Source organism: Nocardioides sp. NPDC004968 (assembly GCF_040608935.1).
Classification (GTDB): domain Bacteria; phylum Actinomycetota; class Actinomycetes; order Propionibacteriales; family Nocardioidaceae; genus Nocardioides.
This window is the reverse complement of record NZ_JBEXJF010000033.1, coordinates 1-24,389: the sequence shown is the minus strand read 5'-3', so window position 1 is coordinate 24,389 and position 24,389 is coordinate 1. Positions and strand designations below refer to the sequence as shown.

Below are 24,389 nucleotides of genomic sequence, written 5' to 3'. Positions count from 1 at the left end.
GCAACGCTCACGGGCAGGGTGGATACGGGCCGTCACCTCGGTAGATGTCCTCGACCGAGCGGAGAATCCAAGGCTTGGTCGTGGAGCAGATCTCGCGTTCCAGGCCATTAGCAGGGATACGTCGCAGGTGAACGTCGTCATTTCGGTCCAGTACAACAACCGACTCACCGTCGACACCAACGACGTAGCCAGTGAAAGACTTGGCGCCCTGTGGAGTAATTCGCTCGCTCGGCATCCACGGTGTCGAAATTGTCAGCCAAAAGGGAGAAGCGAGCCAGACGATAAATACTACGAATGCAACTCCTGGGATATGAGGTACCTGCTGACCGCGGCCGGTGCGCCAAACAATCGTCATGATTGTCATGAATATGAAGTTTGCGACGGACAGGAATAGCGGGAGAAGCGACAGCACCCCGATAAGGACAGGAATTGCAATGACGATTTTCAGGTCATTATCTATATTTCTGAAGTCGGCATCGAAGATAACCGAGAACACCCAAAGCGCGTTGAGAACTAGAAGGACGAGCCCGGCGGACGATAATGCTATGCCCATAGCCGCATTGGCTGCGCCGCCGCTTTGAATGATGCCCAACGCTGTGTTTGCATCGTAGTCGGCCACGCTGAGTATTCGCCAGACTAGATAGATAAACGCCACACTGCTGACTGTTAATCCAAAACTTGGCAGCGTTTTTTCTGTGTCAGGGGTAGCGCGGTCTGTGTTGTCTTCGGGCACCGCGACAACTCCAATCACAGGTTGGTCGACTAGCGTCGCGCTAGGGACGAGCGGCCAGGTCGAGATGAAGATGAGTAGCCGGGGTCAGAAGAGGTCGTGCCTGTGAGCGCTCCGGTCGGCAAGCTCTTCCAGCTCGATCGATCCCCGGTAGGCAACAACATTGGCCAAGACGTCAAGCATGTCACCCATCGTCGCGCTTCCTAGGTTCTCGACGATCCGGTCGCCCATAACCGCTCTGACCCTACGATCCTCTTCGCGCGAACCGTAAGCGACCTCAAGTTCGCCGACATAGTACTGATCCTCCACAGATGCATGGATCGCATCCACGTCGCCCTTTACGTCCGCCGATTCCTCGGCGCCCACTCGAATATTCCTCTCGAGTCCACGAAGAACGATAGAACGAAGAACCACATCCGTGCTCAGAGCGTCGCGCACCGCAACCCACGTCGCACTCGAGAATGACCCTCGTTCCTGAACCGTCCGGCGCCGACCGCTCGAGGCGAGCCGCAGCGCCACGGCGCCGAGCGCCCGCGTGAGGGTTGAACCTTCCATGAACCATCCGTCGTTGGTGGCATAGTTGCGGTCGTGGGGGATGCTCAGACCCAGTGAACCCCGGCGGGGAGACCACCTATCAAGGACGCGCAAGCAGATTCTTGTCAGGTCGATGCCGGCAAGGTCGTCAGCGATGCTTTCCAAGACCTCAAGATCGGTTCGATCGGCAATCGCTTGCCAGAACTCGTCACTTTGGTTAGTCACCTCGCCCCCAAGGAGCCAAGGAAGTAGATCTCGGGCTTCGCTTGGGCCAAACGGAGCCGAAGGACCAATCTGGGAAAGAATTCCCTCCTTCATCGTGGCTGCGGCAACAATTTCCGCGACGGCCACGACGCTCCTGAAGGCGGTCGGAGCGAGCAATGCCTCGAGGCTTTCAAGAACTTCAGGGGTAGGTGAGGTGATCGTGTCGGCACGATCCTCAGTAAGCAGCCCATGCCCAGAGGGCAATAGGTGACTCGAAACGGCGGTGGCCAACGGTGATGCGCGTGGCGCGTCTCGCGGAGCGGTCAAAGTGTCGAATGACGCGGCGTCAGCGACAAGTGGCTGCGTCATTGAACGACCCACTTGCTCCAACGCGCTCTCGGTGACCTCGCGTTGCGTTTCGTCTCCGCTCTCGACTGCGATGATAACTGGCACGTCGCCTGCAAGTCTCTCTATATCGTGGGCTGCGGCGATTCCCTCATGTGAAGAGCGAATGTAAACTTCACGCTCCTCAGATCTTTTTGGCCAGCTGAGAACCAGGTCCGGCATGGCGGAATGGTTGAACCAGCCGGTGTCCTTGATTATCGCTGTCGAATCCAATTCGTGGATCGCGCCAATCATCGCCGCTTTCGTCTTGCGGACGTAATCACGGTCATCGGGTTCGTTGGAAGCGTCTCGTAGTGCTGAAGTCAGTGTTCCCACAAACTCGTTCCTTCCCGCTTCAACTGAGTCATCGCAATCTTTAGTTCGCTCGAAGTGAGACTGACTTTCATCTGCTTATCTACGTTGAAGACGAGCAGCCATATGCGGGAGGCGACTGCTCGCGCAAGGTCCTCATCAATTTCGTGACTCGGCCCAAGATACTTTTCGTATTGGCTGTCCTGAAGCACGTCCAGCATAAACGAGTCGGTGCACAGGTCTGCCCATTGGCCGATTTGGAAAGGGTGGCTCGTGACCCACATGAAGTCATCTGCGACGTCTAATCCGAGGAGCTCTTTTTGAAAGGCGTGGAAGCTGTAGGCAATTGCGAGGAATTCTCGGAAGTACGCATTCTGTCCGGAGGCCGTAGTGTAGCGTTTGCACTCCACGTACAGGTCTCTTCGTTGGGTTTTGTCCCCTAAGTGGAATCCCTTTAGATCAAACTTCTTCTTCTGCGAGTTCAATAATGGAACGACGCAGCGATGTTTGTGCTCGTAGGCGTTGTAAGGAAACTCCATCCAGGTTGTGGCCTCAAGCCAAGCCTTGACCATGCCGACGCCCTCGCGGCCGATTTCGTGAACATCTTCGTCCGGCATGACTGCAGGGTAGAGCGCCGGGTCGGTCTGCGTCCTGGAAACGACGACGCTAGGGGAGTGAGCCATCGTCACTTAGGGACATGGGGAGTCGCCGCGGGTGACGCCGGGGGTGCTCGGCAGAGTATGGGCGGCTCGTCCCCAAGTGACTCGACCGTCAGGCTGTACGTGCATGTTTACGGCGGAGGTCGGGCCGGTCCTGTCGCCGGCGGTCCAGATATCCGATGTGCACGTTCAAACGGGTCCCGCCATCGGGCCTCTATGACCCAGGACGAAACTTCCTGCCTCCCGTCGTTACCTGTACCGATAGTGGTCGTTCCACACGTTGATGTCGCTCTTCGCTGGGCGGATCTCGTCGATGGGCAGCCAGGCATGTCGGATTTCCGGCACGGCATACGTGGTGTCGACCCAGATCACCCAAGCGCGCCACCTGCCTTTGTGCAGCTCCCACTTGAGTACGAGGCCGGGCATGGGCGGCGGGTAGTTCCGGCGTTGGCGGTGGACCCAGACGTGTAGCCAGTGCCTGGGGTCTGGCCAGGCGTCGTTCTTGGGAGGGTTGGCCGACACGCCCCATCGTATCGAACGGATGTTCGATTCGCGTAGTTGGCTGAGAGGCCCCGACCTTCACCTATTCTCTGGTGATGGACAGTGGGACGGTCGGTCTGGTGACCGCTGGAGTTGGCGTGACTGGCACGCTTGTCGGAACGTGGTTCACGCAGTGGCGGGCGGACGTTCGCGAGCGCGAGCGCGTCGCTGCCGAGGAAAGACGTGAGCGCTCGCGGGCGAACGACGAAGCAGATCGGGCGAGGGAGTCACGACTCTTTGAGCATCGTCGGACGATCTATGCCGAGGTTATTCGGCTGTATCACTTCTGGATAGACGCTTCAGGTGAGATCGAACTGGGACTGTGGCCCGAGCCTGAGGAAGACGCATGGAGGCCGCTCATGCTGTCGGTAAGCGAAGTGGACCTGTATGGATCTCAGGAGGCTGGCCAAGCCGCCCGGCGTCTCGTGGCCGCGCTGAGGGCGTTGATTGATGGACCTGCTGGCACGTATCAGGAAGCACGTGATGCCTGCGCAGCCTTCATCGATGCTGCTCGGTTCGATCTCGGGGCACCTCCGCGGATTTTCCCTGGTGGCACGCGAGAGCTGACTCGAGAGCCGACCGCGGGGCCGGCCGTGACCGACCAGACCCGGAGCGAAGGCAACTGAGAAGCGCCTGTTTCTGTCACGGCGAGAGGGTCTATGGTTCAGGTATGCACGAATGAATGGAGGTGAGAACGTGACGGACGTTGCGCTCGTGCGCATCGGGGCTGAGTTGCGCCGCTTTCGAGAGGATGCCGGGCTTTCTGGCTCGGCCGTGGCCCGTGAACTCGGGTGGTCTCAGCCGAAGGTGTCCAGGGTCGAGACTGGCCGGTTTGCGGCTTCGCTCGAAGAGATCGCGACGCTGCTCGATTACTACGGCGCTCCCGAGGAGGTCCGGGCGGAGCTGCTCGCGACGGTGGCGCGACGGGAGGGACTGGCGGGGGCCTGGGTGGTTCGTGCCGGAGGGAGTCGCCGTCGTCACGGCGAACTTCGCGCCATTGAGCAACGCGTCACCCGACTGCGCCAGCATCAAGGCCTGATGGTTCCTGGCCTCCTCCAGACCCGAAGGTATGCACGCGGTGTGGCTGACGCCCTAGGTCTCGCTGATAGTGACGCCATCGCAGCGCGTCGCGTTGCTCGTCAAGATGCCTTCATCTCCGAAGGAACTGCGCGCTACGAAGTCGTGCTCGACGCTCGAGCACTGATGCGCTGGCCTGGTGAGCCCGCTGTCATGGCGGAGCAGCTGCAGCACCTGGCCGACGTCGACTCCGCCAGGGTGGACTTGCGGATCCTCCCGCCTGGTGGCGAAGCAGCGGCGTTCGCCATTGCTGGGTTCCTCATCTACGACTTCACCGACGACAGGCCGTCGGTGGTGATGCTCGAATCGTTGACGGCGGACACGTACCTCTCTGACGAGGTCGATGTGTCGGCGTACGCCTCAACTTTCGACCGGTTGCGGAAAGACGCCCTCGACGTCGAGGCGTCCCGGCAGTATTTGGAGACCACGCTTCGCAACCTGCGAGGCACAAAGGGATGAGGAGTGCTCGATGAATGACAAGTGGCAGAACGCGCGTTGGCGGAAGAGCACCGGCAGCGACTCGGGCGCGTGCGTCGAGGTGGCCGAGGTCGACGGCATCGTCGGCGTACGCGACACCAAGGCGAACGGCGCTGGCCCTGTCCTGGAGTTCAATCGCAAGGAGTGGGAAGCGTTCCTGCTGGGCGTCGGCAACGGCGAGTTCACCATGGAGGCGCTAAGCAAGTGAGCGCACCAGTGGAGGTCAGACAGCCAGGAACCAGCCCACGCGGGCTTGGGCGTCTGCTGGCCTCCACTGGCGTCTCCATGATTGGGCAGGGGGCGGCGACAGCAGCCGTGCCGCTGCTTGCTGCCTCACTCACTCGGGACCCGCTGCTCGTGTCGCTCGTTGCGGCGGCTTCGTACGCTGCATGGCTTGTCATTGGCCTCCCGGCCGGCGCTTTGGTCGACAGGTGGCCACGGCGCCAGACGATGATCGTTGCGGACCTGGTGCGCGTGGTGCTCCTGGCGCTCGTCGCCGTTGGTGTCCTGGCCGATTGGCTCCCGATCTCGGGGCTGATCGCCGTGGTCTTCCTGATCGCGTGCGCTAGCTGCTTCTTCGATCCGGCGGCACAGGCCGCAATTCCCGTTCTCGCGACCCGTGACCCTGCGGCGCTTGCCAAGGCCAACGGGCATCTCTGGACGCTCGACATCTTCGGTCGCTCGCTGGTTGGCCCGCCACTGGGTGCGGCGCTCTTCGCATCGGCTGCGGTGCTGCCCTTCGCTCTGAATTCGGTGACGTTCCTCGTCTCCGCGCTTCTGTTGGTTGGCCTCTCAGGGCTCGGCCGCGCTGAACATCCTGATGGAGTCCAACCGGTCCATCACGCGGTGCGAGACGGCGTTCTCTACCTCGTGCGGCATCCGGGCCTGCGCCTGCTCACGTTCGGAATAGGGACGTACAACTTCGGCTATAACATCGCCTTTGCGATCCTGGTGCTCTTTGCTCAAGACACTCTCGGCCTTCGTGACCAGGGCTTCGGCATCCTGCTCGCGATGCTCGCGGTTGGCGGCGCGGTGGGTGGTTGGCTCGGACCCCGTGTGCATCGGGTCATGTCGGCCGCCTCGACGTACTCCCTTGCCCTCGCGGTGCAAGGCATCGCCTGGCTCGTGGTCGTCACCACGCAGAACATGTATGCGTCGGGCGCTGCACTGGTCGTTGTCGGCCTCGCTTCAACGGTAGTCAGCGTGGTCGGCGGGACGGCTCGTCAGACCCTGACCCCCGATCATCTGCTCGGCCGGATCACGGCAGGTACACGCGTTGTGGGTGTCGGGGTTGCCGCACTTGGTGCAGTAGTTGGGGGAGCGGTGGCATCCGCTGTGAGCCTCGATGCCGCCCTTTTCGTGGCTTGCGCGGTCCTCGTAGCTGGTGCCGTGGCGTTCCTGCCTGCGGCTCTCGCCCGCCGCGTCTGAGCCTCCTTCGAGCAAGTTCGGCGGAAGCGCTTGACTCGCGCTATTCACTCGTGCATAGTCTTAGTTATGCAGTAGTGAATAGGTCGCTACGCAGAACCAAGGAGAACGAACAATGGCGATGAAGCAGCGTTTCGCAGTCCAGCACGGCGACGTGTTCCCGCAGGGAGCGTTCCTCAAGGGCGAGGTCGAGCCGGTTCTCGACTTCCAGGCCGGCAAGCGGGCCGATGGGTCGATGCCCCAGCAGACCGACAAGGAGACCGGTCTCCCGATCTGGCAGGTCATGGTCCTGGACGCTGACGACACGGCGGGGAAGAAGGACACCGCGATCACGGTCAAGTTCCTTGCCAAGCACCAGCCGGTGCCGCCAGCCAACGACACCCCGTTCCCCTGGACCCCGGTGGAGTTCGTCGGCCTGACCGCTCTGCCGTACGTGGAGTACACGAACGGCAAGAACCGAGAGGGCCAGGACCGGACCCGCATCACCTGGTCCTACCGCGCCGAGTCGATGGTGAAGCCCGGCGAGAACCCCGCACGCAAGCCCGCTGCCGGTGGTGCTGCTGCCGCTAGCTCGAAGGCGGCGTGATGAGTGCCCCGAGCATCAGCCTCGCTGTGACCAGCCGTCGCTACGCGGTCACCGATGCCCCGACTGGGGTCGACTCCAAGGGCCGGACCTTTACGGTGACGGTGCTGGAGATCGACTCCCGTCCGGATGGATCGCTCAGCGTCATGATCTCGGGGCGTGTCTTCGATGAGATCGGCCCGACTGGTGGCACCTCGTCGGCCCACTGGCTCGAGGGCGACCGCTTCGCCCGGGGCATCGCTAACGGCATCGCTGCCCTGGTGAGCGCCCCGGGCTGGGTCCAGGAACTGGTCGAGGCCACCCACGCCCCTGGGGTGGCGGCATGAGCGTCTATCTGGTCTGGATCGGCGACGGTTCGGACCCGGCGCACTTCGCCGGTCTCAACGCCGATTACACCCTGTGCGGCCAGCCCAACGCCGGGACGGCCTGGACCTGGGACTACCCCGATCTCTCCACCCCGGTGTGCCCGACCTGCCGCGCCAAAGCAGCCGGTCTGTGAGCACACCCCACACTCGCCCGCTGGTCGTCATGGAGGGGAAGCCGTGGCGGCTGGCGGGTCTCCAGCTCGACACCTCGAAGCAGCGCAACGAAGGGAGCATCTGATGAACGAGACGATCTATGTCAGCCTCGGCGGCCTGGTCGCCCTGGCGGTGGCGGTCCTGGTCGTGATCAAGCCGACCCGCCCCGCAACCCTGACTGCCCTGGGCTGGCTGGCCTCCATCGGCCGGCGCACCTGGTGGTGGCTCCTCTTCCGGATCACCTGGAAGTCCATGGCTCGTGAAGCCGGTCTGTCCAAGCGTCGGACCAAGCGCGTGAAGAAGATGGGTGTGGGGGAGGAGTCCATCGAGAAGTGGCGCGATCCTCGCCTCAAGAGGGTGACGACCTCCGCTCACTCGGTGACCCTCAAGGTCCGTACCCGGCGCGGTCAGGCCCTGGCCGACCTGGAGGCCTTCGCCCCCAAGTTGGCGGCCACCTACAGCGCGGATGCCTACCGGGTCTACCCGCCCAAGCGCCGTGCCGGTTCCACGGTGATGTTCGAGCTGGTGATGCGAGACCTGATCAAGACCCCCTCGGTCGCTGCGATGCCCGAGCCCCGGATGCAGACTGAATCGGTCCTGCTGGGTCGCCGTCAGTCCGGCAAGCCCTTCGCCCTCGAGATCGAGCAGCGTCACACGCTCGTGGTCGGTGCCTCGGGCTCGGGGAAGGGCTCGTTCCTGTGGGGCATCGTCGGCTCGCTGGCTCCCGCGATCAAGGTTGATGCGGCACGGGTCTACGGGATCGACCTCAAGGGCGGCATGGAGTTGACCATGGGTGCCCCGCTGTTCACCAAGATCGCTGTTACCGGAGAGCAGGCCCTGGAGCGGCTGCGGGAGTTCGTCGCGATTGCGGATGCCCGTACCGAGGAACTGCGCGGGGTCTCTCGCAACCACAAGCCCGCCCCGGGTGACCCGCTCTACGTCCTCGTCATCGATGAGCTGGCCTCGCTGACCGCGTACGCCGACCAGGACATCAAGAAGGAGGCCGAGCGGCTCCTCAAGCGGCTGCTCTCCATCGCCCGCGCCGTCGGTGTCGTGGTGTGCGCGTTCGTCCAGGACCCACGTAAGGAGGTCATCGACATGCGCGGCCTGTTCACCCAGACCATCGCTCTGCGGCTCCGCTCGGCGATGGAGACCAACATGGTCCTCGGTGACGGCATGGCCCCCTTCGCCCCGGCACACCGCATCCTCAAGGCTGCCCAGGGCACGGCTTGGATCATCGATGAGGACGGCTCCACCGACCGCATCCGCGCCGACTACTGGTCCGACGACCTGATCCGCCGCGTTGCCTCGCTCTATCCAGCAGAGCCTGAACTGGTGACGATCTCGGACGCCGCTCCTGGTGACCTGCCCGGGATGCAGCTCTCCCTGACCGATGGGGGTGCGCGATGACCCCGGCTTGGATGGGTCACGCGGCCTGCACCCGCCCCGAGACTCGGGGTCTGCCCTGGACGACCGACGCGGTCGAGACCCCTACGGTCCTTGTCGACCTGATGCGGGAGACCTGCGACGGCTGCCCGGTCCGCCTCGCCTGTGATTCCTACGCCCGCACCTCGAAGGCCACGGGTGGTTGGTGGGCCGGGGTCGACCGCGCTCCTGAGCCTGCCGACTTGATTGACCTGCTCGACACCCGTCCCGTGGCTTCGCTGAGGGGTGCGGCATGACGATGTGGGAGCAACTCGTCCTCGAGATCCCCGGCTGGGAGCCCCTCGAGGTCGACCCGACCCCGGCCATGCGGCGCGGTGAGCAGTCCCTGTTCCAGTGCTCGTGGTGCGGCTGCGTCGTCGTCCAACCCCGCCCCGTGACTCACGCGCTCGGTCCTTGCCCCTCGTGTGCACACGAGCCGATCCAATGGTGGAACCAAGACGGGCTCTGCGCTGGCCTGCGGGAGTCCGCATGACCATCTCGACCCTGGATGCACCGGGCATCCACAGTGACGCATCGTCTCCGGCTCGGGGCTCGTTCCCTGGGTTCGGGGAGGATGCGCCGCTGGATCTGTCCGGACTCACCGACGCCGGCCTCCAGGCGGTCACTGCCCGTCTGATCGACAAGACCTTCGACGCCTTCGCCGAGACCGCTGCAGCGGTGAAGAACTGCGCCCACCCCGTGCGCCTGGTCGGCCGCTCCGAGACCTACCAGCTCGACCCCACCACGGGTGAGATCGGCGGGCTGCTGTCCTCCTTCGACTCCGCCGACGCACCCCTGGGGCTGCTGTACCGGGCCTGCGGCAACCGACGCGCCGACGTCTGTCCCTCGTGCTCGCGGACCTATGCCCGGGACACGTTCGCGATGATCAACGCCGGTCTCGTCGGTGGAAAGACGGTGCCTGACACGGTGGCGGAGAATCCGCTGCTGTTTGCCACGTTCACCGCACCCTCCTTCGGCCATGTCCACGGATTCCGTGGCGGAAAGCCCTGTCGGCCACGCGCCCGTGACAAAGGCGACCGCTGCCCGCATGGTCGACCGACGGCCTGTCACCAGCGCCACGACGAGGACGACTCGATCAATGGCGCGCCACTGTGTCACGAGTGCTACGACTGGCAAAGCGCCGTCATCTGGCAGTACTGCCTGCCCGAGCTGTGGCGCTACACCACCCAAGCGCTGCGCCGCGCCCTGGCACGACGTCTCGGGGTCCCGGACTCGCGCCTGGGCAAGACAGCGTCGTTGCAGTTCGTCAAGGTCGCCGAATACCAAGCCCGGGGCCTGGTCCACTTCCACGCCCTGATCCGGCTCGACGGCCCTGACGGCCCGGGATCTGCTGCGCCGTTGGATGGTCTCGACCTGGCCCAGATCCTCCAAGGCGCTACGGCTGAGATCTTCGTGGACGCTCCGCCGGCATACGCGGGCGATCCCTCGAGGCGGCTTCGCTGGGGCAAACAGCTCGATATCCGCGTCGTGCGTGATGGTGACCGCCTCGAGGACCCTGACAGCGACCTCACTCCCGGCCAAGTGGCGGGATACCTGGCGAAGTACGCGACCAAAGACGCCAATTCGGTTCGAGCTGACGAGCCTCGGCCCCACCTCGCCCGTTTGGCTGAGGAATGCCGGGACCTGGCCGAGTCTGCTGCCGGTCACTACGGCTACGGCACCGATGAGAAGGGCAAGCCCCTCAACCCGTATCACTACCTCGGCAAGTGGGCTCACATGCTCGGGTTCCGGGGTCACTTCTCGACCAAGTCGCGGCATTACTCGATCACCCTGGGTCGTCTGCGTCGGGCTCGGGCTCGCTACCAAGCCTTGGTCGCTGCTTCCCACACCGATGAGGAAGCACGTACGCAGCTCCTCGACCTTGGCCAGCTCGAAGCCTTGCTCCTGGCCGACGAGGAGGAAACAACCCTCGTGATCGGCGAATGGGCCTATCAGGGCTCTGGCTGGGCGAACCCCGGAGACGAAGCCCTCGCCCTGGCGGCTGCTGCCCGCGCTCGCGAGTACCACCAATGGAAGGCCCAGACCAAGAACACCAACAACGACAGGAGCAAGTGATGAGTGGGGTTGTGGAGATCGAGCCGCTGTGGACGGTCCATGACGTCTCGGCCTACATCGGCGTTCCCGTGGCGACCATCTATCAGTGGCGGGTTCGGGGAGAAGGTCCACGGGCTATCCGGCTGGGCAGGCATCTGCGTTTCGAACGTGAGGCGGTCGTTGCCTGGATCGAGCAGCAGAGAGAGGCGGCGTGACATGGCATCGGTGAGTAGGAACCCGTCCGGTTCGGGTTGGCAGGCACGTTGGCGAGATCCGGGAGGGAAGCAGCGTAAGAAGAACTTTGAGCGGAAAGTTGATGCTCAGCGCTGGCTCGATCAGATGCGGGCCGAGATGCACCGGGGCCAGTACATCGATCCGGCAGCGGGCAAGGTCTCGGTGGCCGATGTGGGGGAGTCCTGGCAGAAGGGGCTGGGGCATCTCAAGGCCTCGACGGCGATGCGCTATCGCGGACTGTTCCGCAAGTACGTGGTGCCGAGGTTCGGCAAGTGGCGGTTGACCGACGTCCGTCACTCTGACGTGCGCGAGTGGGTCAACGACCTCTCTGACCAGGGTCTTGCCCCGGGCAGCGTTCGTCAGGCTCACCGGGTGCTTTCGCTGATTCTCGACGAGGCGGTGAAGGACGGCCGCCTGGCCCGCAACCCGGCTGCCCGCGTTCCGCTCCCGCGGCCGCGTCGACTCCAGCCCCGGTTCCTGACCGCCCGGCAGGTCGTCGCGCTGATCAAGGCTGCTGGCGTCCACGGCCTGGTGATCGCGGTCCTTGCCTTTTGCGGGCTTCGGTTCGGCGAACTGGCTGCGCTGAGGGTAAGGCACGTGGATTTTTTACGGAGACGCTTCGTGATCGCCGAGAGTGTTACCGAGGTCGCCGGACGCCTGGTTTGGTCGGCTCCCAAGTCGCATCACTCACGGTCGGTGCCTTTTCCTCCGTCGCTGAGTGAGCAGATTGCTGCGGCATGCGCGGGGAAAGGACCGGACGACCTGGTGTTCACGGCTCCTGAGGGTGGCCCTCTTCGCCTGCGGAACTGGCGTACTCGGGTCTTTGATCCCGCCTGTGCCAAGGTCGGCCTGGTCGGCTTCACGCCCCATGACCTTCGACACACCGCCGCATCGTTGGCCGTCGGAGCCGGAGCCAACGTAAAAGCTGTGCAACGAATGTTGGGCCACGCATCGGCCGCAATGACCCTCGATGTGTACGCCGGCCTCTTCGCCGACGACCTCGACGCGGTGGCCGTCGCGATGGATGAGCTCTTCGACGGGCTCGTAGACGGCGTGGTTGAAGACCTGGCGGGTGAGCTGGTGGAGGAAGTCACCGACTACCTGACCGATCACGGTGTGCCCGAAGTGCGCCCTCAGGACCCCGAAAACGGTGACGAAGGGCGACACGCCGAAGGTCATGAAGATGTCTGACCAGGTATTTTTTCTGGCGCCCCCGACAGGATTCGAACCTGTGACCGTCGGATTAGAAGGCCGATGCTCTATCCAGCTGAGCTACGGAGGCGTGGCCTGTGTGAGCACCCCGCTGAAGGGGGTTTGCGCAGGCCGCGCACGATCTTACCGGTGCCCGTATCCCTTGTGTGCATCGGAATCCGAAACGCTGGCCGGAGTGTTACCAAGGTGTGGGGGGTATTTGGGTGCACTGTCCCCGCACTGTCGACGTGAGTGTCCGATTGGCGGACCACGAGGGTTCGAGACTGGGCCCGATCATCGGTAAGGTCCCCGGACATGACTATGGAGTCCATGTGCACCTCGTGCGGTGCGGCCGTCACCGGTATGCGCTTCTGCACAGGTTGTGGGACCCCCGTCAGAAGCGCTCATCAGCCGCCGTCGCAGGGTGCACCGGAGCCGGTTGCACCGCCGCGACTGCCGCAGCGGGGTGCCGATCCTGAGCAGGGTGGTCTGTCGTTGCCGAGGCGTGGGCAGGGAGTCGCTGCGCCCACGCCCGAGGCCGACCCGGAGCCGGCCTCGTTGCCGCTCGAGCAGGTCAGGCGTACGCCGGGGGCCTCGATGGCGCCTCAGCTGAACATGACCGCGCCGAGCGGTGAGCAGCCGGCCTTCGGTGGTGGCATGGCCCCGCCGCCGGCGGGTTCGGATGATGGTGGCCTGTTCGGGCTGGCGGCGCGTACGCCGAAGTTCGAGCCCGAGCTCGCCTCCCAGTCGCAGTCGCTCTTCCTGCCCAAGCGCAAGCGCGCCGCAGAAGAGCCCGAGCCGACCCCGGATCCTGAGCCCGAGGCACAGGCGGCCGCGCCGGCGCCGCTCCCGGATCTGCCGACGCGGCCGCCGGCACAGGAGCGCGCGCCCGAGCCGCCCGCGCCCATGCTCGAGCCGCAGATGCCGGAACCGCAGGCGCCGCAGACCCCGGAGCCGATGGCTGCGCCTCCGCTGCCCGAGCGTCCGGCCGCGGCGTACCACCAGAGCGCGGAGCACCCGACCTTCGTCGAGCCCGCGCCGCAGTTCGGTGGCCCGGCCCCCGAGGCGGCCTACGAGGCGACCCACGAGGCGATGCCGCCGGTCGAGCGACGCCAGCCCGAGCCGGTCCGTCCCGACGAGACCCAAGTCGCGATGAGCCCTCGGTTCGACGCCGTCGAGGAGGAGGCCTCCGGGGGCACCCGTCCGCGTGACGAGTTCGAGCAGTTCGCGCCGCCACAGCCGCAGTTCGACGCCCCGGCGCCCGAGTCGCGCTACGACGACGGCCAGCCCGATCTCGGCCAGCAGGCCCCGACGTACGGCGACCCTGCCTACGCCCCGCTCGCACCGCAGCTGGAGCCGGACCAGGCCCAGTGGTCCCAGGGCTACGACCAGCCCTACGACCAGCCGTACGGCCAGGGCCCCGACCACGGCTTCGGCCAGGCGTACGAGCAGCCCTACGAGCAGTCCTACGAGCAGTCCTACGGCCAGCCGCAGGACCGGTCCCAGGACGAGTTCGGCCAGCCGTACGGTGACCCCTACGGCCAGAATCCCTACAACGACGCCACCCTCGTCGGGCAGCCGCCGGTCGGCGGTGGGCCCAACACCCCGGCGCCGCCGCCGATGGCGCCGCAGGGCTACGACCCGTACGGGAACGGCTACGACGCCCGCTACGAGCCGCAGCGCGGTCAGGGCGGTCAGGGCAAGGGACCTGGCGGTCTCGACCTGAAACGCTGGGGCCTGATCGTCCTCGCGCTGGCCGTCGTCGTCGCGATCATCGCCTTCGTCATCGGCCTGATCAACAGCAACGGCGACGACGCCAACGCCGAGACCGGCACCACCCAGGGCGCCACCACGACCGAGGGCGGTGCCGCGGCCGAGGCCAAGAAGATCGACGACCTCATCAAGACCTCGGCCAAGGACAAGGCGGCCATCGGTGCCGCTCAGGCCGACCTCGAGGCCTGCGAGAACATCGACGAGGCGATCCAGACCTTCCAGGACGCCGCGGCCTCTCGCGAGAAGCTGGCAACGAAGGTCGCCAAGATCGACACCGCCGTCCTCCCGGGGTCGCGGAAGCTCGTCAAGAACCTCGAGTCCGCATGGATGACCTCGCAGAACGCCGACCTGGCCTTCGCCGCCTGGGGCGAGAAGCGCAAGGTCAACGCCGACGGCGAGTGTGTGGGCGGCAAGGGCAAGCTGGAGAAGGCGACCACGCTCAGCCTGGCCAGCCACGACCCAAAGAAGGCGGCCGCCAAGGCGTGGGGGCCGATCGCGGAGGAGTACGGCCTCGAGCCCGTCGAGTGGAAGAAGCTCTGAGACGACTGGAGCGAGGCCGAGCGAAGGAGTGACCGCGCGAAGCGCGGAGCTCAGCGTGAGCGGAGGTACGCCGCCATCGCCCGTTTGATGGCGGCGGCCGTCCGCGCCTGGAACCGGTCGGACTTCAGCAGGCGTGCGTCCTCGGCGTTGCGCATGTTGCCGGTCTCGAGCAGCACCTGCGGCACCGTGGTGAGGTTGAGGCCGGCCAGGTCGTCGCGCTCGACGAACCCGCCCTCACCGAGGTAGCTGGCCAGCGGCATCCCGGTCTTCCGCATCTCGGTGCGGAGCATCTGGGCGTAGCGTCGCGAGGGCTCGACGACCTCGTCGTTGGTGCCCGAGGGCACCGGGATCAGCAGCGAGTAGCCCCGCTCGGACGCGGCTGCCCCGTCGGCGTGGATGTCGATCGCGACGTCGGCCTTCGCATCGTTGATGATCTTCGCCCGCTTATCGATGCACGGCCCGACCCCGTCGTTGCTGTCGCGGGTCATGACCACCTTCGCGCCGGACTCGCGCAGATCGGCCGCGAGCTTCGTGGCCACGGCCCAGGTGAAGTCGGTCTCCGGGTAGCCGTCGTCGGTCGCGGTGCCCGTCGTGTTGCACGGGCTCTGCGACCGCCCGTTCCACACCGGCTCGTTGATCACCTCGGGCGCGCCCGCGTTGCCGCCGTTGTGGCCCGGGTCGATCCCGACCACGGCTCCCTCGAAGACGTCGTCTGAACTGCTCGACGCGGGCGCGGACGGGGACGCCGTCCCTGATGGCGATGCGGCGGGCTGCTGCCGTGGCGTACTTCCTGGGCTGCAGGCCGCCAGGGTCGCCGTCAGAGCGAGGCAGCCGGCCACGGCGGCCGCTGACCGAGTTACCTCGGTGGGCAGCCACTTCCCTCGTGGAACTCCACGAGGGAAGCGCGACTCGACTGAGTTGCCTCGGTCAGCATTCACGTCACAGATGCTGACCCATCCACGCCTCGACGTCGTCGGCCGTACGCGGCAGGCCGGCGGAGAGGTTCACGGAGCCGTCCTTGGTGACGACGATGTCGTCCTCGATGCGGATGCCGATGCCGCGCAGCTCCTCGGGGACGAGCTTGTCCTCCTTCTGGAAGTAGAGGCCCGGCTCGACGGTGAGGACCATGCCCTCCTGCAGCGGTCCCTCGATGTAGGACTCCTTCGACGCGGAGGCGCAGTCGTGGACGTCGAGGCCGAGCATGTGGGAGACGCCGTGGAGGGTCCAGCGGGAGTAGGTCTTGTTGTCCTCGGAGAGCGCCTCGTCGACCGAGACCGGCAGCAGACCGAGGTCGTCCAGGCCGTGGGCGAGGATCTCCATCGCGGCGAAGTGGCCGGCGCGGAAGGTCACGCCCGGGCGGATCGCCTCGATGCCGGCCTGCTGGGCCTTGTAGACGAGCTCGTAGAGGTTGCGCTGCAGCGGCGTGAACGTCCCGGAGATGGGCAGGGTGCGGGTGATGTCGGCGGTGTAGAGGTTGTGGCCCTCGACGCCCATGTCGAGCAGCACCAGCTCACCGGGCACGATCGGGCCGTCGTTGTCGATCCAGTGCAGCGTGGTGGCGTGGGACCCGCCGCCGACGATCGAGTCGTAGCCGAGGTCGTTGCCCTCCGCGCGGGCGCGGCGGAAGAAGGTGCCCTCGATCCAGCGCTCGCCGTGCTTGAGGACCTGGTCCCACTCGCGCACCGCGTCGGTGAAGCCCCGCACGGTGATGTCGCAGGCCTCCTTGAGCTCGCCGAGCTCCCACTCGTCCTTGATCAGGCGCAGCTCCGAGAGCGCCTTGGCGAACTCCTCGTCGCGGGCGGCCTCGGCCGGGGCGACCAGCTTGTCGACGTCGGCCGAGACTCCGCGGAGGACGCGGGTCGGGGTGTTGCCGGAGAGGTCGGACTCGAGCTGGTCGACGTGGCGTACCTCGATGCCCAGCGAGTCGGAGAGCTCCCGGGCCGAGGGACGCGCACCGGCCCAGAGCGCACCGTACTGACGGTCGCGGAAGAACTCGTCGGTGTCGCGGCCGCTGCGCGGGCGGGCGTACAGGACCGAGGTGCCGTCGGGCTCGATCACGACGACGGCGTCGGAGGTCTGGTTGCCGGTCAGGTGTACGTGGGCCGTGTCGGCGCGGAAGCGGTAGTCGGTGTCGTTGGCGCGGACCTTGTAGGTGCCGGCCGGGACGATCAGGCGCTCACCGGGGAAGATGCCCGAGAGGCGCTCCCGGCGGGCGGCCGCCCACGGCGTGATCGGATGCTCGGGAACCTCGACCTCGCGGTCGTCCCAGCCCTCCCTCATGAACGTGGACCACGCCTCCGGAACCGTCTGGTCGTGGCTCTCGGTGTGGTCGTCTGCAGGAGTGGGGGCGCCTTTGTCCGTCATACCGGAATCGTACGCCGCGCCGGATCCACAACGCTCGTGAGTTCCCAGGCCACGCGGGTGGCGGGGACGTCTCGATCGGTGTCGGGTCGCACGTGCGGTCCGCACGCCCGATAGTCTGGCGCGCATGGGGGCGATCCCGAAGGATCCGACGAGAAGCAACCGCACGTTCACCATCGTGGTGGGCGTGCTTGTCGTGCTGACCTCTTTGCCGGTGCTCGGCATCGTTCTGCTCAGCACCAGCGTCGTCAACGACCATCTTGCCCCGACCGGCGCGATCCTGGGAGTGCTCTTCGCGGCCATCCCGGTGGTGCCGCTGGTCTACGCCTTCCTGTGGCTGGACCGCTACGAACCTGAGCCGAAGTCGCTGCTCGCGCTCGGTCTGGGGTGGGGCGCCTTCGTCGCGGTCGCCGCCGCGCTGATCGTCCAGAGCGTCGGGGCGCTGCTCGCCGGGTGGAGCCAGCCGACCCAGCTCGCGATCGTGGCTCCGGTCACCGAAGAGGCGGCCAAGGGGCTGTTCCTCCTGGTGCTGCTGGTCTGGCGTCGACACCTCCTCGACGGGGTGCTCGACGGCATCGTCTACGCAGGCATGGTCGGCATCGGCTTCGCCTTCACCGAGAACATCCTCTACCTGGGCGGCACCTACAACGGCACGCCCGGCATGGGCGACAGCTCCACAGGACACATCGGTGAGTTCACCGCCGTCTTCGTGATGCGCTGCCTGTTCAGCCCCTTCGCCCACCCGTTCTTCACCGCCTTCCTCGGCATAGGCATCGGTGTCGCGGTGGTCACGCGCAAGCGCTGGCTGAAGGTCGTGGCGCCGCTGCTGGGCTACGCCATCGCGGTGCTCGCCCACGCCACCTGGAACGGCTCGACACTGCTCTATGACGGGGCCGGGTTCCTGCTGGCGTACGTCGTGGTGATGGTGCCCGCGTTCGTGTCTTTGGTGGTCTTCGCGGTCTGGCGGCGAAAGTCCGAGCGGATCGTGCTGACCCGGTCGCTGACCGACGCCGCCCAACGGGGGCTGATTCCCTACACCGACATCGACTGGGTGGTCGATCTGCGGCGCCGGGAGCAGGCGCGGAGGTTCGCGTCGACCCACGGAGGGGCTCAGGGGGTTGCGGCCATGCGTGAATACCAGCAGGCTGCCATCGAGCTCGGATACTTGCACTGGCGATTCCTGCGCGGCAACCCGCCGCCAGACTTCGCCGCCCGGGGGAGGGCATACGTTGACCGCATCAGTGAGGTACGTCCACACATCGCGTTCCCGAGCGGGCAGGTGATGGCCGGATGACTGACGAGAACAGACACGACGACAACGCGCCGGAGCCTGCTCCGGAACATGCCCCCGAGACGCGGCCGGAGCCCTACGAGGCGCTGACCGCGGGGATGCTCGCGGAGAAGCCGACCACCGAGTTCGAGGCGGCCCGGGCCGAGATCGAGGCGTCCGGCGGCGAGAGCAACCGGATGGTGACCTCGCTCATCCAGCTCCACCAGGCGCTGACCGAGGTCACCCTGCCGCTGGACCTGCCCGGCGCCGACGAGCAGCGGGCCGCCAGGCAGAACATGGTCGAGCAGCTCGAGGACTACGTCATCCCGCGGATGATGACCATCGACGCGCCGCTCCTCGCGGTCGTCGGCGGCTCCACGGGAGCCGGCAAGTCGACGCTGGTGAACTCGCTGGTCGGCACCAAGGTGACCACGCCGGGGCTGCTGCGGCCGACGACCCGTTCGCCGGTGCTGGTGCACAACCCCGAAGACGGCCGCTGGTTCGGCCAGGACCGCCTGCTTCCCGAGCTGGAGCGGGTCCACCACCCGACCAACGACCCCGGCGCACTGCAGCTGGTCGCGAGCGACCGGCTCCACCCCGGCCTGGCGATCCTGGACGCGCCCGACGTCGACTCGGTCGAGGAGGCCAACCGGGTGCTCGCGGCCGAGCTGCTCGCCGCGGCCGACCTGTGGGTCTTCGTCACCTCGGCCGCACGCTACGCCGACCAGGTGCCCTGGGAGTTCCTCCAGCTCGCCGCCAACCGCTCCACCGCGGTGGCGGTGGTGCTCGACCGCACTCCGACCGAGGCCGTCCAAACCGTCGCCGGCCACCTGGCCCGGATGCTCGCCTCGCGCGGGCTCAAGGACTCACCGCTCTTCATCGTCCACGAGGGCGAGGTCTCCGAGCACGGGCTGCTGCCGGCCGAACACGTCGCCGAGGTACGCGCCTGGCTCGACATGCTCGCCGACGACGCCACCGCGCGACACCAGGTCGTCACCCAGACCCTCGACGGTGCGGTGCGGGCGCTGACCCTGGAGGTCCACCCGATCGCCGACACCGCGGACGGTCAGGGAGAGGCTGCGCAGCGGCTGCGTACCGATGCGGACATGGCCTACGACGAGGCGCTCAAGTCGATCATGGCGGCGACCGCCGACGGGACGCTGCTGCGTGGCGAGGTGCTCGCGCGCTGGCAGGAGTTCGTCGGCAGCGGCGAGATCCTCAAGGCGCTCGAGACGAAGGTGGGGATGCTCCGCGACAAGATCCTTGGCTCGATCAAGGGCAAGCCCCAGCAGGCAGAACGGGTGACCGCGGCCGTACAGGGCGGCCTGGAGATGCTGATCCTGGAGCAGTGCGAGGCGGCTGCCGAGAGGGCAGAGGCGGCCTGGCAGATGAGTCCCGCGGGCCGCGGGCTGCTCGCCGCCGGCCCCGCCGACCTCGGCCGAGCCTCGCGTGCGCTGCGGCCCAAGGCCGAACGTGCGGTGCGCGACTGGCAGCAGGACGTGCTCGACATGGTGCGCAGCGAGGGTCAGGACAAACGTACGACCGCGAAGTTCCTCTCCTACGGGGTCAACGGCCTCGGCGTCGCGCTGATGGTGGTCGTCTTCGCCTCGACCGGCGGAGCGCTCGTCGGTGCCGAAGTGGGCATCGCCGGCGGCACCCTCCTGCTCGGCCAGAAGCTCCTGGAGGCGGTCTTCGGCGACCAGGCCGTGCGTGGGCTCGCGTCCAGAGCGCGCAAGGCGCTGGAGGTACGCATCGTGGGGCTCGTCGACGAGGAGCGTGCGCGCTACACGGGTCAGGTCGACGCGCTGCAGATCGACCATGGTGCACCGGAGCGACTGCGGCACGCTGCGCGGAAGGTCGGCGACGCTCGTTTCGCCAGCCAGCGCGGCGATGACTGAGACTTGTCAGACTGAGACTTTTCGGGAAGGGAAGGGGGATCATTGAGCGGCCTGCTCGAAGGTGCGAAGAACCTGGTCAGCCGAGGTGGAGATCTCGGTGATCGGCTGGACGGACTGACCGCTGCGACCGTGGCGGCGACGGGGCGCCTCGACGACGGACTCGTCGAGGACGCGCGCGCTGTGGTCAACAAGGCTCAGGGACGCCTCAAGCTCTCCGCCGACCACACGGTCGTCGGGGTCGCGGGGGCGACCGGGTCGGGCAAGTCGTCCACGTTCAACGCCCTGACCGGGCTGGAGCTCTCCGCCGTCGGTGTCCGGCGGCCGACCACCTCCTGGGCGACCGCCTGCGTGTGGGGTTCGGAGGGCGCTCAGGAGCTGCTCGAGTGGCTGGGCATCCCCGAGCGTCACCAGACCACCCGCGACTCGATGCTCGACACCCGCCGTGAGGGGCACGAGCTCGACGGCGTGGTGCTGCTCGACCTGCCCGACCACGACTCCACCGAGGTCTCTCACCATCTCGAGGTCGACCGGCTGGTCGAGCTCGCCGACATGCTGGTGTGGGTGCTGGACCCGCAGAAGTACGCCGACGCGGCCATCCACGACCGCTACCTGCAGCCGCTCCGGACCCACTCCGAGATCATGGTCGTGGTGCTCAACCACATCGACCGCGTTCCCGAGGACCGTCGTGAGTCGATGCTGGGTGACGTACGCCGCCTGCTCGACCAGGACGGGCTGCGCAACGTGCCGGTGATCCCGGTCTCGGCCAAGCTCGGCTGGGGGATCCCGCAGCTCAAGACCGAGATCGCCCAGCGGGCCGCGGCGAAGCGGGCCAACAAGTCCCGGCTCTCCGCCGACATCAAGACCGCCGCCGTGAAGCTTGCCAAGGCGTCCGGTGACGCCAAGCCGCGTTCCCTGGCCAAGCCCCGGGTGGAGGCCCTCGAGGACGCCATCTCCGAGGCCGCCGGGGTGCCGACCGTGGTGGACGCGGTCGAGCGATCCGTACGCACCCGGGCCAGGGCGGCCACGGGCTGGCCGCTGGTCTCGTGGGTCTCCCGGTTGAGGCCGGATCCGTTGAAGCGGCTTCACCTGGCGCTGGGGGAGGAGGCGACCCAGCTGGCCGGGCGCGCCCGGACCTCGTTGCCGCAGACCACTGCCGTCGAGCGCGCGCGGGTCGACACCGAGGTGCGTCAGCTGGCCGACGAGGCCGGCGCCGGGCTCGCCTCGCCGTGGCGCGACGCGATCCGACGGGCATCGGTCTCGCGGATGGATGACCTCGCCGACAGGCTCGACGCATCGGTCGGCGGTGTCGATCTGAACGCCGAGCGGCTGCCGCTGTGGACCGGGCTGGTCAAGGCGCTCCAGTGGCTCCTCATCATCCTCGCCACCGTCGGGCTGGTGTGGTCGGTGGCGCTGCTTCTCTCCGGAGCCGCTCAGCTCGGCGACGTGACGCCCTCAGTTGCCGGGGTCGAGCTGCCGTACGTCCTCTTCATCGGGGGTGTCGGGCTCGGGCTGGTGCTGTGGGCGGTGTGCCATCTGCTGGTGATCAGCACCGCTCGACGGCGCGCGCGGTCGGCCGATGCGCGGCTGCGTACGGCGGTCGCCGACGTGTCCCGTGAGCTCGTCGTCGACCCGATCGAGACTGAGCTGGCGGCCTACACCGCCCTTCGGCACGGGGTGGCCAAAGCGCTGCGCTGACCGGCAGCGGGCCGATCACTGTCCACAGGCACGGTTCGATCCGGGGTTGTCCACAGGCGGACGTACGCCGCCCGGAACTGTCGGTGGTCGAGCGCAGGGTTGTCTCCGAGGCCCGCATCAGGCGGGCGCGAACTCTGAGGAGACAACGATGAACGACTCGATCATCACCCTGCGCGGCAACGTCGGCGCCGACCCCGTCGTGCGGAGCGTCGGTGAGTTCTCGGTCGCGAACTTCCGGATGGCGTGCACACCGCGGAAGCTCAACCGGTCCACCGGCGAGTGGAGCGACGGCGTGACGCAGTGGTTCTCGGTGAGTGCCTGGCGTCAGCTGGGGGAGAACGTCGGGCGCTCGCTTCGCAAGGGCGACCCCGTGGTCGTCCAGGGACGGCTGTCCACCCGCAGCTACGTCAACAAGGACGGGCTCGAGGTCAACACCTTCGAGGTCGAGGCGACCGTCGTCGGCCACGACCTCAACCGTGGCATGAGCAGCCTCTCGCGCAATCCGCGCTCCCTGGCCGCGGTCGCCGCCCCCGCCCCCGAACCCCGCGACGACGACCCCGAGCGCGACCCGCTCTCCGACTGGCGGGCGCTGGGCGCGGACCCGTGGGACCAGAAGCCGATCACCCCGGATGAGGGCGAGGCGACTGATGAGACGGAGCCGTCTGTGGCGGCCTGAGGTGAGCCGGGCCTGCGGCGGGGTGCGCCGGTTGTACCGGCGTGCCTCTCCCTCATTAGGGTGGGCACCATGGCCGACTACATCCTCTCCCTGCGCAATGTGCGCAAGGCCCATGGCGACAAGGTCGTCCTCGACAACGTCACCCTCTCGTTCCTGCACGGTGCCAAGATCGGCGTCGTCGGCCCGAACGGCATGGGTAAGTCCTCGCTGCTCAAGCTGATGGCGGGGCTGGACCATCCCAACAACGGCGACATCGTCCGCGACCAGGACGCGACCGTCGGGATGCTCCAGCAGGAGCCGCCGCTGACCGAGGGCAAGACCGTCCTCGAGAACGTCGAGGAGGCGGTCAGCGAGATCAAGACGAAGATGAAGCGCCTCGAGGACGCCTACATGGAGATGGGTGACCCCGACGCCGATCAGGACGCCCTGATGGCCGAGACCGGTGACCTCCAGACCTACCTGGACAACATCAACGCCTGGGACATCGACTCCAAGCTCGAGCAGGCCATGGACGCGCTGCGCTGCCCTCCGGGCGACGCGATCGTCGACAACCTCTCCGGTGGTGAGCGCCGCCGGGTCGCGCTGTGCAAGCTTCTCCTGCAGGAGCCCGACCTGCTGCTGCTCGACGAGCCCACCAACCACCTCGACGCCGAGTCGGTGCAGTGGCTGGAGGGTCACCTCAAGTCCTACAAGGGTGCCGTCCTCGCCGTCACCCACGACCGCTACTTCCTCGACAACGTCGCCGAGTGGATCGCCGAGGTCGACCGCGGCGCGATCCACGGCTACGAGGGCAACTACTCCACCTACCTGGAGACCAAGAAGGACCGTCTCAAGGTCGAGGGGCAGAAGGACGCCAAGCGCGCCCGGATGCTCGAGAAGGAGCTGGAGTGGGTCCGCTCCAACGCCAAGGCCCGCCAGACCAAGTCGAAGTCGCGTCTGGCCCGCTACGAGGAGCTCGCCGCCGAGGCCGACAAGGCCCGCAAGATCGACACCGCCGACATCAACATCCCGCCGGGCCCGCGCCTGGGCGACGTGGTGATGGAGGCCAAGGGCCTGGTCAAGGGCTTCGAGGGCCGCACGCTGTGGGACGACATCTCGTTCTCGCTCCCGCGTGCGGGCATCGTCGGCATCGTCGGCCCCAACGGTGTCGGCAAGACCACGCTGTTCCGGATGATCACCGGCTCCGAGAAGCCCGACGCGGGTGAGCTCAACGTCGGCCAGACGGTGAAGATCTCCTACGTCGACCAGAGCCGCGGTGGCATCGACCCCAACAAGAACGTCTGGGAGGTCGTCTCCGACGGCCTGGACTTCATCAAGGTGGCCAACTTCGAGATGAACTCGCGCGCCTACGTCGCCTCCTTCGGCTTCAAGGGTCCCGACCAGCAGAAGAAGGCCGGCGTGCTCTCCGGTGGTGAGCGCAACCGCCTCAACCTCGCGCTCACCCTGAAGCAGGGCGGCAACATGCTGCTGCTCGACGAGCCCACCAACGACCTCGACGTCGAGACGCTCTCCTCGCTCGAGGACGCGCTGCTCGACTTCCCCGGCTGCGCCGTGGTCACCTCCCACGACCGGTGGTTCCTCGACCGCATCGCCACCCACATCCTCGCCTGGGAGGGCACCGAGGAGAAGGAGGGCGAGTGGTTCTGGTTCGAGGGCAACTTCGAGTCCTACGAGGCCAACAAGATCGAGCGCCTCGGCCAGGAGGCCGCGCGCCCCCACCGCGTCACCCACCGTCGCCTCACCCGCGACTGACCAACCCGCGCCGAGTCGGCGCGTCCTGACCAAACCCAGCGCCGAGTCGGCTCGGGACAACGAGCCGACTCGGCGC

Annotated in this window: 23 protein-coding genes and 1 tRNA gene; 18 read left to right on the top strand and 6 right to left on the bottom strand. The window is 66.7% G+C overall.

Features of this window, described 5'->3' with window-relative positions; genetic code table 11:
* Positions 1-7 precede the first annotated feature (7 nt).
* From ABZU72_RS22790 to ABZU72_RS22780, 3 genes are all read right to left on the bottom strand, one after another.
* On the bottom strand, positions 8-733 hold the full coding sequence (locus tag ABZU72_RS22790; protein ID WP_355021080.1) for a hypothetical protein: 726 nt from the start codon (positions 731-733) through the stop codon (positions 8-10).
* Positions 734-817: 84 nt separating this feature from the next.
* Positions 818-2,188 carry a hypothetical protein gene (locus tag ABZU72_RS22785; protein ID WP_355021079.1) on the bottom strand — a complete coding sequence of 457 codons (1,371 nt, stop codon included), beginning with the start codon at positions 2,186-2,188 and terminating at the stop codon, positions 818-820.
* Entirely contained in the window at positions 2,176-2,781 is a 606-nt protein-coding gene (locus ABZU72_RS22780) for a hypothetical protein (protein WP_355021078.1), read from the bottom strand. The genes ABZU72_RS22785 and ABZU72_RS22780 overlap by 13 nt, the downstream gene beginning before the upstream one ends.
* A 638-nt stretch (positions 2,782-3,419) precedes the next feature.
* Here ABZU72_RS22780 and ABZU72_RS22775 point away from each other — a divergent pair.
* From ABZU72_RS22775 to ABZU72_RS22720, 12 genes are all read left to right on the top strand, one after another.
* The gene (locus ABZU72_RS22775; RefSeq protein ID WP_355021077.1) at positions 3,420-3,989 is read left to right on the top strand and encodes a hypothetical protein; all 570 of its coding nucleotides are present in this window, start codon (positions 3,420-3,422) and stop codon (positions 3,987-3,989) included.
* Positions 3,990-4,059: 70 nt separating this feature from the next.
* Positions 4,060-4,899, top strand: coding sequence for a helix-turn-helix transcriptional regulator (locus ABZU72_RS22770; RefSeq protein ID WP_355021076.1), 840 nt, complete (start codon positions 4,060-4,062; stop codon positions 4,897-4,899).
* A 10-nt stretch (positions 4,900-4,909) separates the two neighbouring features.
* Positions 4,910-5,125, top strand: a complete 216-nt coding sequence (locus ABZU72_RS22765; protein WP_336735698.1) for a DUF397 domain-containing protein — start codon at positions 4,910-4,912, stop codon at positions 5,123-5,125.
* Positions 5,062-6,345 (top strand): MFS transporter, encoded by a 1,284-nt coding sequence (locus tag ABZU72_RS22760; protein WP_355021075.1) that lies wholly within the window; start codon positions 5,062-5,064, stop codon positions 6,343-6,345. Before ABZU72_RS22765 ends, ABZU72_RS22760 begins: the two co-directional genes overlap by 64 nt.
* Positions 6,346-6,457: 112 nt before the next feature.
* A complete protein-coding gene (locus tag ABZU72_RS22755; RefSeq protein ID WP_355021074.1) occupies positions 6,458-6,928 on the top strand; it encodes a plasmid replication, integration and excision activator in 471 nt (156 codons plus the stop codon).
* On the top strand, positions 6,928-7,251 hold the full coding sequence (locus tag ABZU72_RS22750) for a hypothetical protein (RefSeq protein WP_355021073.1): 324 nt from the start codon (positions 6,928-6,930) through the stop codon (positions 7,249-7,251). The genes ABZU72_RS22755 and ABZU72_RS22750 overlap by 1 nt, the downstream gene beginning before the upstream one ends.
* Positions 7,248-7,424, top strand: a complete 177-nt coding sequence (locus tag ABZU72_RS22745) for a hypothetical protein (protein WP_355021072.1) — start codon at positions 7,248-7,250, stop codon at positions 7,422-7,424. The genes ABZU72_RS22750 and ABZU72_RS22745 overlap by 4 nt, the downstream gene beginning before the upstream one ends.
* A 103-nt stretch (positions 7,425-7,527) precedes the next feature.
* Entirely contained in the window at positions 7,528-8,853 is a 1,326-nt protein-coding gene (locus ABZU72_RS22740) for an FtsK/SpoIIIE domain-containing protein (RefSeq protein WP_355021071.1), read from the top strand.
* Entirely contained in the window at positions 8,850-9,125 is a 276-nt protein-coding gene (locus ABZU72_RS22735) for a WhiB family transcriptional regulator (protein WP_355021070.1), read from the top strand. Before ABZU72_RS22740 ends, ABZU72_RS22735 begins: the two co-directional genes overlap by 4 nt.
* Positions 9,126-9,357: 232 nt before the next feature.
* Complete coding sequence (locus ABZU72_RS22730) at positions 9,358-10,944, top strand: replication initiator (RefSeq protein ID WP_355021069.1); 1,587 nt, start codon at positions 9,358-9,360, stop codon at positions 10,942-10,944.
* The gene (locus ABZU72_RS22725) at positions 10,944-11,138 is read left to right on the top strand and encodes a helix-turn-helix domain-containing protein (protein WP_355021068.1); all 195 of its coding nucleotides are present in this window, start codon (positions 10,944-10,946) and stop codon (positions 11,136-11,138) included. The genes ABZU72_RS22730 and ABZU72_RS22725 overlap by 1 nt, the downstream gene beginning before the upstream one ends.
* Position 11,139: 1 nt before the next feature.
* The gene (locus ABZU72_RS22720) at positions 11,140-12,348 is read left to right on the top strand and encodes a site-specific integrase (protein WP_355021067.1); all 1,209 of its coding nucleotides are present in this window, start codon (positions 11,140-11,142) and stop codon (positions 12,346-12,348) included.
* A gap of 14 nt (positions 12,349-12,362) precedes the next feature.
* Here ABZU72_RS22720 and ABZU72_RS22715 read toward each other — a convergent pair.
* Positions 12,363-12,439, bottom strand: a tRNA-Arg gene (locus ABZU72_RS22715).
* A gap of 404 nt (positions 12,440-12,843) precedes the next feature.
* Between ABZU72_RS22715 and ABZU72_RS22710 the strand changes: the two genes are divergently transcribed.
* On the top strand, positions 12,844-14,661 hold the full coding sequence (locus ABZU72_RS22710) for a hypothetical protein (protein ID WP_355021066.1): 1,818 nt from the start codon (positions 12,844-12,846) through the stop codon (positions 14,659-14,661).
* 50 nt (positions 14,662-14,711) lie between these two features.
* On the opposite strand, the gene ABZU72_RS22705 is transcribed toward ABZU72_RS22710, so the two are convergent.
* A complete protein-coding gene (locus ABZU72_RS22705) occupies positions 14,712-15,353 on the bottom strand; it encodes an N-acetylmuramoyl-L-alanine amidase (protein ID WP_355021065.1) in 642 nt (213 codons plus the stop codon).
* Between the two features lie 247 nt (positions 15,354-15,600).
* A complete protein-coding gene (locus ABZU72_RS22700) occupies positions 15,601-17,025 on the bottom strand; it encodes an aminopeptidase P family protein (protein WP_355021064.1) in 1,425 nt (474 codons plus the stop codon).
* A 124-nt stretch (positions 17,026-17,149) separates the two neighbouring features.
* On the opposite strand from ABZU72_RS22700, the gene ABZU72_RS22695 reads away from it, so the two are divergent.
* The 5 genes from ABZU72_RS22695 to ettA all read left to right on the top strand — a co-directional run bounded on the left by ABZU72_RS22695 (position 17,150) and on the right by ettA (position 24,313).
* Positions 17,150-18,316, top strand: coding sequence for a PrsW family intramembrane metalloprotease (locus ABZU72_RS22695; protein ID WP_355021063.1), 1,167 nt, complete (start codon positions 17,150-17,152; stop codon positions 18,314-18,316).
* Complete coding sequence (locus tag ABZU72_RS22690; protein WP_355021062.1) at positions 18,313-20,190, top strand: ABC transporter; 1,878 nt, start codon at positions 18,313-18,315, stop codon at positions 20,188-20,190. The genes ABZU72_RS22695 and ABZU72_RS22690 overlap by 4 nt, the downstream gene beginning before the upstream one ends.
* Before the next feature lie 42 nt (positions 20,191-20,232).
* The gene (locus tag ABZU72_RS22685) at positions 20,233-21,885 is read left to right on the top strand and encodes a YfjP family GTPase (RefSeq protein WP_355021061.1); all 1,653 of its coding nucleotides are present in this window, start codon (positions 20,233-20,235) and stop codon (positions 21,883-21,885) included.
* Between the two features lie 148 nt (positions 21,886-22,033).
* On the top strand, positions 22,034-22,561 hold the full coding sequence (gene ssb / locus ABZU72_RS22680; protein ID WP_355021060.1) for a single-stranded DNA-binding protein: 528 nt from the start codon (positions 22,034-22,036) through the stop codon (positions 22,559-22,561).
* A 69-nt stretch (positions 22,562-22,630) separates the two neighbouring features.
* On the top strand, positions 22,631-24,313 hold the full coding sequence (ettA, locus tag ABZU72_RS22675; protein WP_355021059.1) for an energy-dependent translational throttle protein EttA: 1,683 nt from the start codon (positions 22,631-22,633) through the stop codon (positions 24,311-24,313).
* Positions 24,314-24,389: the final 76 nt, after the last annotated feature.

Bases quoted from the DNA above. Each gene is read 5' to 3' on its own strand.
- ABZU72_RS22780 (WP_355021078.1), bottom strand. From the start codon at position 2,781: ATGCCGGACGAAGATGTTCACGAAATCGGCCGCGAGGGCGTCGGCATG.
- ABZU72_RS22775 (WP_355021077.1), top strand. From the start codon at position 3,420: ATGGACAGTGGGACGGTCGGTCTGGTGACCGCTGGAGTTGGCGTGACT.
- ABZU72_RS22765 (WP_336735698.1), top strand. From the start codon at position 4,910: ATGAATGACAAGTGGCAGAACGCGCGTTGGCGGAAGAGCACCGGCAGC.
- ABZU72_RS22755 (WP_355021074.1), top strand. From the start codon at position 6,458: ATGGCGATGAAGCAGCGTTTCGCAGTCCAGCACGGCGACGTGTTCCCG.
- ABZU72_RS22750 (WP_355021073.1), top strand. From the start codon at position 6,928: ATGAGTGCCCCGAGCATCAGCCTCGCTGTGACCAGCCGTCGCTACGCG.
- ABZU72_RS22745 (WP_355021072.1), top strand. From the start codon at position 7,248: ATGAGCGTCTATCTGGTCTGGATCGGCGACGGTTCGGACCCGGCGCAC.
- ABZU72_RS22740 (WP_355021071.1), top strand. From the start codon at position 7,528: ATGAACGAGACGATCTATGTCAGCCTCGGCGGCCTGGTCGCCCTGGCG.
- ABZU72_RS22735 (WP_355021070.1), top strand. From the start codon at position 8,850: ATGACCCCGGCTTGGATGGGTCACGCGGCCTGCACCCGCCCCGAGACT.
- ABZU72_RS22730 (WP_355021069.1), top strand. From the start codon at position 9,358: ATGACCATCTCGACCCTGGATGCACCGGGCATCCACAGTGACGCATCG.
- ABZU72_RS22725 (WP_355021068.1), top strand. From the start codon at position 10,944: ATGAGTGGGGTTGTGGAGATCGAGCCGCTGTGGACGGTCCATGACGTC.
- ABZU72_RS22720 (WP_355021067.1), top strand. From the start codon at position 11,140: ATGGCATCGGTGAGTAGGAACCCGTCCGGTTCGGGTTGGCAGGCACGT.
- ABZU72_RS22700 (WP_355021064.1), bottom strand. From the start codon at position 17,025: ATGACGGACAAAGGCGCCCCCACTCCTGCAGACGACCACACCGAGAGC.
- ABZU72_RS22695 (WP_355021063.1), top strand. From the start codon at position 17,150: ATGGGGGCGATCCCGAAGGATCCGACGAGAAGCAACCGCACGTTCACC.
- ABZU72_RS22690 (WP_355021062.1), top strand. From the start codon at position 18,313: ATGACTGACGAGAACAGACACGACGACAACGCGCCGGAGCCTGCTCCG.
- ssb (WP_355021060.1), top strand. From the start codon at position 22,034: ATGAACGACTCGATCATCACCCTGCGCGGCAACGTCGGCGCCGACCCC.
- ettA (WP_355021059.1), top strand. From the start codon at position 22,631: ATGGCCGACTACATCCTCTCCCTGCGCAATGTGCGCAAGGCCCATGGC.